Genomic DNA, 11,633 nt, shown 5'->3' on the forward strand with positions numbered 1-11,633 from the left:
ACAACACCACCGAGGGTAACCGAAAGATTGCCCGATTGGTCGTGTTTGCGACCGCGCGGCGGTGCGGCCGGATCGACCCTCCCGCTGGAACGTAGATGGCGATACGGTGAGTCTCCAAGGCTCTCACCCTCGATGAGGAGGTAGGACGGTGACGGCGGTGCCCGGATTCGATCGGTTCCGTATGGTGCGCAAGCAGATTCGCGCCGGCGGTGAACTGCTGGGGGCGGTGCGCAGGGATCCGCGCATCGTGCGCGACCTGATCGCCGGACTCACCGGCACGGGGGCGCGACCGGAGCCGCCGGTCGACGACGGCACGCACACGCCGCCGGAGGGGCTGGCCGAATTCGCGCGCACCGCCCAGGCCCGGCAGCCCGTCGAGGTCTCCGCACCGCAGGCGCTGGCCTACCTGGTGCGGCTCGACCGGATTCCGGAGTGGATGTCGTTCCACGCGGGCTGGCGCGGCGACCCGCCCGGACCGGCCGCACCGGGCCTGGAATTCACCCAGCAGGCCCGGTTCATGGGCATACCCGCCGATCTGGACTGGACCGTCGCCGCGGTGACCGACACCGGGGTGGAATTGCGCGGCACCGGGCCGCAGGGGCTGCGGCTGGCGTTCTGGCTGACCGTCGTGCCCGCCGGGAGCGGGGCCCTGGTGGCCGTGGACGCCGGACTGGCGGGGCCGCCCATCGACGGGCCGTTGGGCGGGTCGGTGGCGCGCAGTCTCGGTGACGCGCTGCGGGATTCGCTGGGCGCACTGCCCGCGATCCTGGCCGACGCGGCCCCCGCCGCACCGCACGTGCCGCGGAAGGCGGTGCGGCATCAGGCATCCGGCACCGTGCTCGCACCGACCACCCCGGTGCTGGTGGGCGTCGGCCAGATCGTGCAGCGCACCCCCGACCCGGCCTACCGCGATCCCGCGCAGCTGGCCGTGGCGGCACTGCGACGGGCCGCCGCGGACGCCGGTCCGGGCGAGGCGCTGCTGCGGCAGGCCGACGCGGTGTTCGCGGTGGCGTCCACCTCCTGGCAGTACCGGGATCTGGGTGCGCTGGTGGCCGCGGCGGTCGGCGCGGACGCGGTGGACACCGTGCAGTCCAGTCCGTTCGGGGGTGACGGCGGGCAGCTGGTGCTCAACGAGGCGGCCGCGGCGGTGGCCGCCGGGGAGTACGACGTGGTGCTGGTGACCGGCGCGGAGGCCGGTGCCACCCAGGCCGCCGCCCAGCGCGCCGGGGTCGAGCTGGACTGGCCGGTGCAGGGCGAGCAGGTGCGCCCGACCCGCGCGGTCGGGGTGGACAAACCCGCCAACAACGCGCCCGAGACCACGGCCGGGCTGCTCGCCCCGATCAACATGTACGCGCTGTTGGAGTCCGCGAACCGGCATCGACTGGGCCGCGGCCCCGCCGAGCACGCTCGCGCGGTGGCCGAGCTGTGGTCGCGGCTGTCGGCGGTGGCGGCGCGCAATCCGCACGCCTGGCAGCCGCGCGAGATCAGCGCCGAGGAGATCGCGACCGTCACCGCCGACAATCGGATGATCTCCGCGCCCTACACCAAACTCGAATGCGCCAACCTGACCGTCGATATGGCGTCGGGCATCGTGGTGTGCAGTGCCGCGGCGGCCGAAGCCGCCGGCATCCCGCAGGACCAGTGGGTGTTCCTGCACGCGGGGGCGTCCGGGCACGACGAATGGTTCGTCAGCGAGCGCGCGGAACTGGCCGCCTCCCCGGCCATCCGGACCTTGGGCGCGGCGGTGTTCGACCATGCCGGGATCACCGCCGACGACCTCGCGCACGTGGACCTGTACGCCTGCTTCCCGGTGGCCGTGCAGATCGCGGCCCGCGAACTCGGCCTGCCCGTCGACGACCCGAAGCGGCCGCTGTCGGTGACCGGCGGTCTCACCTTCGGCGGCGGGCCGGGCAACAATTACGGCGGGCACGCGGTGGCGACGCTGGTGGAGCGGTTGCGCGCCGAACCCGGCAGTTTCGGGCTGGCGACGTCGCTGGGCTGGTACCTCACCAAACACGCGGTCGGCGTGTACTCGACCACCCCGCCGAGCGCCGGATACCGGCATCTGACACCCGTCATCGACCATCCGCCGGCGCGTCCGGCCCGCACCGGCTACGACGGGGAAGCCGTGGTGGAGGCGTACACGCTGCCCTACGACCGAGACGGGCGGCCGGAGGCGGCGATCCTGTCGCTGCTCACCCCCGAGGGCGCGCGAGTGCTGGTGCGCAGCACCGACTCCCGGCTGCTCACCGAGCTCACCGACGGGGATCTGCTGGGGCTGCCGGTCACCGTCTCCGGGGATTCGGTACAGGTCACCGACACCACCCGGGTGCAGCTGCCAGCACCGCCGCCCGCGCCGGTGCTGGTGGAGCGGCGCGGCCACATCACCGTCATCACCATCAACCGGCCGCACGCCCGCAACGCCATCGACCTGGCCACCGCGCTCGGTATCGAACGCGCCCTCGACGCCTACGAGGCCGATCCGGACGCGCGCATCGCCGTGCTCACCGGGGCGGGCGGATTCTTCAGCGCCGGAATGGATCTCAAGGCCGCCGCGCGCGGTGAGGTGCCGGTGACCGAGCAGCGCGGCATCCTCGGCATCGTCGGCCGACCGCCCGCCAAACCGCTCATCGCCGCCGTGGAGGGTCCGGCACTGGCGGGCGGCTGCGAACTCGCCCTGTGCGCGGATCTCATCGTGGCAGCGCAGGATTCGACCTTCGGCATTCCGGAGGTCAAGCGCGGTCTGGTCGCCGTCGGCGGCGGCGTGCTGCGGCTGCCGCAGCGCATTCCCCGCGCCGTCGCCATGGAGATGGCGCTCACCGGTGACCCCATCACCGCCGCCCGCGCCGCCGACCTCGGTCTGATCAACGAGATCGCCGCACCCGGCCGCGCACTCGACACCGCGCTGGCGCTGGCGGAACGGATCGCGGTGAACGCCCCGCTGAGCGTGGCCGCCTCCAAACGGATCATCGACGAGAGCCCGGACTGGCCCAGCGACGAAGCGTTCGACCGACAGGGGCGGATCGCGGCCACAGCACTGTCCAGCGAGGACGCGGGTGAAGGGGTGCGCGCCTTCGCCGAGAAGCGGCCGCCGGTGTGGCGGGGTCGCTGACCGGAGGCGTACGCCGTCGGTGCGTGCGGCGCCCCCGTATCCGCTGCCGGGGCCGAGCGGGACGCGGCACACTCGTATCGTTCCTGGCTCGGTTGGGGGCCACGAACTTCTCCGCCGTCGGCGGACCGGTGGTCCGTCGGCGGCGTTCCCGGCCGCGCTGTCGGCGGCCGGAGCGTATCGATGAGAGGTTGGTTCATGGCATCGTCCATCCCCGAGAGCACCCTGACCCTGCGCCGTGACGGCCTGGAGCTGTCGGCCCGGCACGCCGGGCCCGACAACGCACCGCTGGTCCTGCTGCTGCACGGGTTCCCCGATACACCGCACACCTGGGACGGTGTGATTCCGGCCTTGGTGGACAACGGATTTCAGGTGCTCGCGCCGTGGCTGCGCGGATATACGCCGGGTTCGGCGGCACGGTCGGCACGTTACGACCTGATGGCGGTGAGTGCGGACATCGCCGCCTGGTATCACGCGCTGGGCGCGCCGCGCACCCATCTGGTCGGGCACGACTGGGGCGCTTTCGTCGCGCTGGTGCTGGCGAAACAGTATCCCCGCCAGTGGCTTTCCCTGTCGGTACTGGCGATACCGCCGTTCGGCGGCGGATTCGCCGGCCGGTCGCTGCCGCTGCTGCCGCGCCAGCTGCTCATGTCCTCCTATATTCCGCTCATGCAGTCGGGTGCGTCGCCGCGGCTGCTGGTGCGCGACGACGCGGCGTTCGTGCGGCGGCTGTGGCGGCGCTGGTCACCGGGCTGGGATTTCAGCGAGACCCAGTTCGCGCCCACCGCAAGGGTTTTCACCGACCCCCTGCTGGCCTGGGCGGCGACCCGCTACTACCGGTCGCTGGTCACCGTGCACCGGTCCGCCACCCGCGAATTCCACCGTCTGCTGCTCGCCCCGCTGCCCGCGCTGCCGACCCTGGCACTGGCCGGTGCGCGCGACGGCGCGCTGTCGGCGGACCTGCAGCGTGTGCTGGCCGAACGCGCCGGGGTCACCCACGCCGAACTGCCGGACTGCGGGCATTTCCTGCACGCCGAACGGCCGGACGTGGTGGCCGCGCAGCTGCTGCCGCACCTGCGCGCCGCCACCCCGTGACCGCACGCCCGGCCCGACCGACCACGCGACTACGGCATGGTGGCCGCGTGGGGGTCGGACGGTTCGTGGACGTGTTCGGCGAGTTCGTCGGCGTAGAGCCGTTCGATCTCGCTCGCGTACTTCTGCGCGATGGGGGTGCGGCGCAGTTTCATGGTGAGCGTGATCTCCTCGCCGCCGGGCTCCCAGAAGGTGGGCAGGATGGTGAACCGCTTGACCTGTTCGACGCGGGAGAGTTTGGCATTGCCCGCCGCCACCCCGCGGGCGATGTCCTCGATGACGCCCTTGTCGACGGCCAGGGCCGCGGCGGAGGCGTCGGCCAGACCGCGCCCGGCCGCGTAGGGTCCGGCGGATTCGGCGTCCAGGACGATGAGGGCGGTGTTGTAGGGCCGGTTGTCGCCGATCACCGCCATGGCTCCGATGAGCGGGGTGGCGGCCTTGACGGTGTTCTCGATATTGGCCGGGGACATGTTCTTTCCGGCCGAATTGATGATGATTTCCTTCTTGCGGTCCACCACCCGCAGATATCCCTCGTCGTCGACGGTGACGATATCGCCGGTGTGCAGCCAGCCGTCGGCGTCGAGCGCCTCGGCCGTCTTCTCCGGTTCGTCGCGGTAGCGTTTCATCACCAGCGGTCCGCGCACCAGGTACTCACCGTCCTCGGCGATGCGTCCCTCCAGACCCGGCAGCAGTTTTCCGACCGTGCCCAGCCGCGCCTGTTCGGGCGGACTCACCGACGCCACACAGGTCAGTTCGGACATGCCCCAGACCTCGGAGATGGGAATGCCGAGGCCGTAGAAGAATCCGAGGGTTTCCGGCGGAATCGGCGCGGCCCCCGACAGCGCCCATTTCAGTTGATCCAGGCCGAGTTTCGCGCGCAGTGTCGACAGCACCAGCTCATCGGCCTTCGCCCATTCCGCGGCCTGCACCTCATCGAGGGAGGTGCCCGCCAACTGGGCGGCGGCCTTGCGTCCGGCCACCTCCAATGCCCAGGTCAAGGCCGCCCTGCGGGTGTCGTCGGTTTCGCTGGCCACCGAGAATTCCACGGCCGCCTTGAGTTTCTCCCACACCCGCGGCACCGCGCCCCAGATGGTCGGATGCACGTCGGCCAGGGCCGCGGGCAGCTGGGTCCGATCCGGCACCACCGTGATCTGGGTGCCGCGGAATTCCTGCAGGTACAGTGCCGTCACCCGGTCGGCCATATGCGCGGTCGGCAGATACGAGGTGATCCGGTCGCCGAATTCGATGGGCATGACCGATGCGTAGGTTTCGCATTCGAACGCCAGGTTCGCGTGCGTGATCTCCACGCCCTTCGGATTGCCGGTGGTCCCCGACGTGTAGCAGAGCGTGACGATATCGTCCTCGCCGACCGCCCGCCAGGTGGCGTCGAAATCGAAATCGGCGCGCCCCGACGCCATCAGCTCCGCGACCCCGATGGTGCCCTCCGGGGTCCCGTCCACGCACACGATGGTCTCGATATCCACCCCCGACGCCCGCACCCGCCGCACATACTGTTCCTCGCAGATCACCACCCGGTTGCGCGCATTGGCGAATACGTACGCCAACTGCTCCGCCGAGAGCGTGTTGTACACCGAGAACGAGGTGGCCCCCGTGTGCTGCGCGCCCACCTCGAGCGGATAGAACTCCACCCGGTTCGCCATCATGAGCGCGACGGTGTCGCCGCGCCCGATTCCCAGCGCGGACAACCCGGCCGCCACCGCCCGCACCTGGTCGGCGTATTCCCGCCACGTCAACGTCTGCGTCCCGCCCACCGAACGCACCGCCACCGCCTCCGGATCGATGGCGGCCACCCGCTGGAACGCGGCACAGGAGGTCTTCGCTTCGGCCATCACACATCTCGCTTCGCTCGGCCCGACTTTCCCTGACCGTAAAGCGAGCCCGGCCCCCGCGTGACCGATTTGCGTACATCGGCGATCGTCCTAAGGGAGCGTTAGGAAACGGCCGCACCCCTCCCGTCGCGGGTGTGGCTGCCGACACAGTGGTTCACGGTCGGGATGTGATGAGGCATCCCCGAGAAGGAGATCCACCGTGAGTTCACCCGTCAACGAACGCCGGGTCGTCGCCAATGTACTGCGCGGCTCCATCGGCAATCTCGTCGAATGGTACGACTGGTACGTTTACGCCGCATTCAGCGTGTACTTCGCGAAAGCGTTCTTCCCCGAAGGCGACGCCACCGCGCAATTGCTGTCCACCGCTGCCGTTTTCGCGGTCGGCTTCCTCATGCGCCCCATCGGCGGGTGGGCGCTGGGCCGCTACGCCGACCGCTTCGGCCGCCGCAGCGCGCTTACCTTGTCGGTGACGGTGATGGCGGCCGGATCGCTGCTCATCGCGCTGACACCCGGATATCAGACCATCGGCCTGGCCGCGCCGGTGATTCTGCTGCTGGCGCGGCTGTTGCAGGGGCTGTCGGTCGGCGGCGAGTACGCCACCAGCGCCACCTACCTGTCCGAGGTGGCCTCGGCGGGGCGGCGCGGGTTCTACTCCAGCTTCCAGTACGTCACCCTGGTCGCCGGTCAGCTGACCGCGCTCGGTGTGCAGATCGTGCTGTTGCAATTCCTGTCGACCGAGCAGATGCACGCCTGGGGCTGGCGGATTCCGTTCGTGATCGGCGCGACCGGCGCCGTCGTGGTGATGCTGCTGCGGCGCGGTATGGACGAGTCGGCGTCGTTCCGCGCCGAGGCCACCGCCCGGAACGCCACTGCCGCCGCCGGTTCCGAGAAGCGCGGCTCCCTGCGGGTGCTGCTGCGGTATCCGCGGGAATGTCTGCTGGTGGTCGGCCTGACCATGGGCGGGACGGTGGCGTTCTACACCTATACCACCTATATGCAGAAGTTCATGGTGAACACCTCGGGGATCTCCAAGTCGACGGTGGCCTGGATCAACTTCGCCGCACTGCTGGTGTTCGTGGTGTTGCAGCCGATCGCGGGCGCGCTGTCGGACCGGGTGGGGCGGCGCAGACTGCTGATCTTCTTCGGGGTGGCGGGCACGCTGGGCACGGTGCCGATCATGACCGTGCTCGGGCAGACCACCCATCCGGTGGCGGCGTTCGGGCTGATGATGGCGGCGCTGGTGATCATCACCGGATACACCTCCATCAACGCGATCGTGAAGGCGGAACTGTTCCCGACCCGCATCCGGGCGCTGGGGGTGGGGCTGCCCTACGCGCTGACCGTCGCGATCTTCGGCGGCACCGCGGAGATGATCGCGTTGGCGTTGAAGAAGGCGGGCCACGAGTCGGTGTACTTCTGGTACGTGACCGGCTGTATCGCCCTGTCGCTGCTCACCTACTGGTTCATGCGGGAGACCTCCGCGGCGTCCACCATCGACGCCGAGGCCATCGACGCCGAGACCACCGAAAACTCCCTCGACGCCCACGAGGCCGCCGAGGGGCCGGTCGCATCCGCTCGCGCCACCGTCACCGCGCGCTAGATCGGCCGACCGCGGTGTCGCCGGGCGCTCTCACCGCCCGGCGACTCCGCATCCCGTGACCCCACAGTCTCGGTGCCCCACCCGTTCAGGAGAGAATCGGATCCGTGCGATTGGCAGTGGTCGAAGACGACGACGGGGTCGGCGACGCGCTCGTCGAGGCCCTCAATGCCCGCGGGCACGCCGCCGACCGGATGCGCCGCGGCGCGGACCTGCTCACCGCGCACCGCGGCTACGACGCTGTCATCCTCGACCTCGGACTGCCCGACGCCGACGGGCTCCAGGTGCTGCGGCAGCTGCGCGAGGTGTCCGCGGTGCCGGTGGTGATCCTCACCGCGCGCAGTGACGAACGCTCCATCGTGCGCGGATTGCGCGGCGGCGCGGACGATTACGTGATCAAACCGCCGCGCATCGCCGAACTGACGGCCCGATTGGAGACCGTCACCCGCCGCGCCGCGCTCACCGCCGCCGAACCCGCGCCGCACCTCGTGGAGACCGGGGATGTGCGGGTGGATCTGGCCGCGCGGCGCGTCGAGGTGGCCGGGCGGCCGATCGCGTTGACCACCAAGGAATTCGAGCTGGTCGAAGCGCTGGTGGAGCGGCCCGGGGCGGCGGTGAGCCGCCAGCAGTTGATGGACCGTATCTGGGGTGACGCGTTCGTCGCCGTCTCTCGCTCCCTGGATGTGCACATGACCGGGCTGCGCGCCAAACTCGACCGGCCGGGACTCATCACCACCATTCGCGGCTACGGCTACCGCTGGGGTGCGTGAATGCGGCGACGGCTGCTCATCGCGCTCACCGTCTTCGCGACGCTGGCGGTGCTGGCGTTCGCCATACCGCTGTGCGTGACGGCGGCGACCAGCAGCACCCAGCGGCTGATCCTCGGCCGCACCGGCGACGCCGACCGCTTCGCCACCCTCGCCGACACCGCCGCCGCCACTGGAGACGCGCGGGCGTTGCGCAGTGAGGCGCTGCGCTACCGCGAACTGTACGGCGAGGCGGTGCTGATCGTGGACGCGCGCGGTGAGCCGGTGGTGAACGCGGGCGCCGATCTCGACGACCCACGGCTGGCGGCCACGGCCGTGGAGGCGCGGCGCAACCAGCGACCGCCACTGGTGGGCCGACTCGCGCCGTGGGGGCCCGAGGAACTGCTCATCGCCCGGCCGGTCGGCACCGGAGCGCAGGTGAACGGCGCGGTGGTGATCGTGGCGAGCACCGCGCACGCCCGCGCCGACATCACCCGGGTGTGGCTGCTGGTGGCCGCCGGGGCGCTGCTCGCCATGGCCGTGTTCACCGCCTTGGCCCTGGTGGTGAGCCGGTGGGTGCTGCGCCCGCTGGCGCGGCTGTCCGACGCGGTGACCGCGCTGACCGCCAGTCTGCCCAAACCCCGCGCGGCCGCACCCATGACCCGCCGCTACGGTGGACCGCCCGAGGTGCGCGCGGTGGCCGAATCGGTGGACACCATGGCCGCGGCGGTGCGCGACTCCATCCGGGCACAGCACCGCCTGATCGCCGACACCGCGCACGCCATGCGAAATCCACTCGCCGCCTTGACTATTCGACTCGATTCGCTGGAGCCCGCGATTCCCGACGCGGCGGCCGCCACCTTCCGGGGCGCGAGCCGGGAAGTGGAGCGGCTGACCGGACTGCTCGACGACCTGCTGAGCCTGGCCGTCGCCGAGGGAGCCGAATTCGATCCCGCCGACGCACCCGCCTGCGACGCGGTGCAGGTGGTGCGGGATCGGGTCGACGCCTGGCACACCGCCTTCGACCACGCCGGGCTCACCCTCACCGCCGACGTCCCCGCCGCCGCGGAGGCGGCCGTCCCCGCCACGGCGCTGGCACAGATTCTCGATGTGGCACTGAGCAACGCGTGCCGCTATGCGGGAGCGGGCGCACACGCCCGCATCACGGTGACGACAGACGCCGACGCGGCCATCGACCCGCACCGGCTGGACACGCACGGCCTCGATTCGCGCCCCGGCAGCTCTCACCACCGCAGCTCCCGCCGCCCTGAATCCCTTCGCGCCGGGTCTCCTCACCCTGAATCTCTTCGTACCGGATCCCTTCGCCCCGAAGCTCTTCGTTTCGGCACCACGATGCCCCCGCGCACCGACGGCCCACCCGCGAACCGGGTGAGCGTCACTGTCGCCGACAACGGTGTCGGCGTGCCGGACAGCGAACTCGAGCGCCTCACCACCCGCTTCTTCCGCGGCGAATCCGCCCGCGGCACCGGCGGTTCCGGCCTCGGCCTGCCCATCGCGGCCGCGTTGACGAAAACCAACCACGGCACCCTGTCCATCACCGCCGAACAACCACACGGCCTGGCGCTGACGGTCAGCTTCCCGACGGCGGTGCGCCCATGACCGGATGCCACCAGACGAAGTCGGAACACGACAGCGGCGCGGCCACCCGCCCCGCTGCTCCCGCTGCCGCTCCACGGCTCGATCCGGCGATGGATGGGAGACGCACGTGGATCGCGGCCGCCGTACCCGGCGATGACACGTGCGGCACACCAGGCGGCCACCTGCCGCGACCGACCTCGACGGCCGCGTCCAGCGGGCCCGGCACCGATACGGCAGACATCGGCACGGTCACGGCCTCGACGATGCCCGCGCTCCAGCGGAAGTTCGCGCGCGGCTCAACTACTTCCAGCGACACCCACACGGCCGGGTGCGACACGCACGGCACGGCGGCGAGAGTTCCCCCGCACGGGGGCCACCGTCGCGCACGTGCCGCCATCCGCACTCCGAGTGACATCCCGGGCACACGTGAGCGCCTCGAGCAGGAGGTGCCGTGATGTCCACGCGCCACCTCCCGCAACCGACTTCCCGGCTGACACCCCGGCCGCATGCGGCCATGCTCGAGTGGGAGGTGCCGTGATGGTCACGCGGCGGCGATTCCTGACCGCCGTATCCGTCGCTGTCGGGCTCACCGCCGTGGGTGGGTGCGGGGGCGGCGATGTGCCGACCGTGCGGATGGCGGCGGGGGAGCCGGGCGGTTTCTACGACGCGTTCGCGCGGCTGCTGGCGGCCACGGCGGAGCGGGCGGGGACGGTGCGGATCGAACCGGTGACCACGGCCGGGTCGCTGGCGAATCTGGAGTTGCTGATGCGCGGGGAGGTGGATACCGCACTGGCACTGGCCGATTCGGTGGTCGCCGCGGCGCCGGGACCGCTGGCGGTCGGGCGGGTGTACGAGAACTATCTGCAACTGGTGGTGCGGGCCGACAGTCCGGTCCGGCGGGTCGCGGATCTGCGCGGGGCGCGGATCAATCTGGGCAACACCGGTTCCGGGGCCACCGCGTCGGGGGAGAAGCTGTTGCGCGCGGCCGGGGTGGACCCCGCGACCGAGGTGACGGCCACCCACCTGCCGCTGTCCGACGCGGCCACCGCGCTGGTCGCCGGGCGGCTCGACGCGCTGCTGTGGGCGGGCGGGGTCCCCACGGCCGCCCTCGACATTCCGGCCACCATGCGCCTGGTCGACCTCGCCGACGTCACCGCCGCCATGCGCGACCGCTTCGGCTACCTCTACGACCCGGTGCTGGTACCCGCCGACGCCTACCCGCACACCCCAGCCGTGCGCACCATCGGCATCGCCAACCTCCTCGTCGCCGCCCCGACCCTGTCGGACACCGCGACCGCGGCATTGACCGACCTGCTGGTCGGGACGCCGACGCACTGGTGCCCGCCGAGGCGGCGGGCACCCAGTTCCTCGACGTGCGCTCCCTGATCGACACCGCCGGCATCGCCCTGCATCCGGGCGCGGCGCGGGTGTACCGCGACCGACACGGGTGAGCGCGGACCGTAGACAGGGGGCATCCGCGCAGGGCGCACATCACCGGTCGAGGCCCGAACACGACCCACACGCCGCCCACGCGACGGCCGGGGGCGCGACGGCGACCCGTGCGGCGATCTCCGCCGAATCGGCGGCGGGCACACGGGAAGCGCCGACCCGAACGGCACATGCCGACGCCGCGTGCGGGG

Annotated in this window: 7 protein-coding genes; 6 read left to right on the forward strand and 1 reads right to left on the reverse strand. The window is 71.4% G+C overall.

The window, feature by feature from the left end:
- Positions 1 to 148 precede the first annotated feature (148 nt).
- The gene (locus ON31_RS15510; RefSeq protein WP_255222122.1) at positions 149 to 3,112 is read left to right on the forward strand and encodes a crotonase/enoyl-CoA hydratase family protein; all 2,964 of its coding nucleotides are present in this window, start codon (positions 149 to 151) and stop codon (positions 3,110 to 3,112) included.
- A gap of 195 nt (positions 3,113 to 3,307) precedes the next feature.
- On the forward strand, positions 3,308 to 4,204 hold the full coding sequence (locus ON31_RS15515; protein ID WP_039814343.1) for an alpha/beta fold hydrolase: 897 nt from the start codon (positions 3,308 to 3,310) through the stop codon (positions 4,202 to 4,204).
- Between the two features lie 29 nt (positions 4,205 to 4,233).
- On the opposite strand, the gene fadD11 is transcribed toward ON31_RS15515, so the two are convergent.
- Positions 4,234 to 6,051, reverse strand: coding sequence for a fatty acid--CoA ligase FadD11 (gene fadD11 / locus ON31_RS15520; RefSeq protein WP_039814344.1), 1,818 nt, complete (start codon positions 6,049 to 6,051; stop codon positions 4,234 to 4,236).
- A gap of 199 nt (positions 6,052 to 6,250) precedes the next feature.
- Between fadD11 and ON31_RS15525 the strand changes: the two genes are divergently transcribed.
- The 4 genes from ON31_RS15525 (at position 6,251) to ON31_RS15540 (ending at position 11,379) form a co-directional block, all read left to right on the forward strand.
- Positions 6,251 to 7,651 carry an MFS transporter gene (locus tag ON31_RS15525; protein WP_039814345.1) on the forward strand — a complete coding sequence of 467 codons (1,401 nt, stop codon included), beginning with the start codon at positions 6,251 to 6,253 and terminating at the stop codon, positions 7,649 to 7,651.
- A gap of 104 nt (positions 7,652 to 7,755) precedes the next feature.
- A complete protein-coding gene (locus ON31_RS15530; RefSeq protein WP_039814347.1) occupies positions 7,756 to 8,418 on the forward strand; it encodes a response regulator transcription factor in 663 nt (220 codons plus the stop codon).
- The gene (locus ON31_RS15535; protein WP_039814349.1) at positions 8,419 to 10,014 is read left to right on the forward strand and encodes a sensor histidine kinase; all 1,596 of its coding nucleotides are present in this window, start codon (positions 8,419 to 8,421) and stop codon (positions 10,012 to 10,014) included.
- A 516-nt stretch (positions 10,015 to 10,530) separates the two neighbouring features.
- Complete coding sequence (locus ON31_RS15540) at positions 10,531 to 11,379, forward strand: TAXI family TRAP transporter solute-binding subunit (RefSeq protein WP_255222123.1); 849 nt, start codon at positions 10,531 to 10,533, stop codon at positions 11,377 to 11,379.
- Positions 11,380 to 11,633 lie beyond the last annotated feature (254 nt).

It is taken from the genome of Nocardia otitidiscaviarum NBRC 14405 (assembly GCF_000308635.1).
In the GTDB taxonomy this organism is placed as follows: domain Bacteria; phylum Actinomycetota; class Actinomycetes; order Mycobacteriales; family Mycobacteriaceae; genus Nocardia; species Nocardia otitidiscaviarum.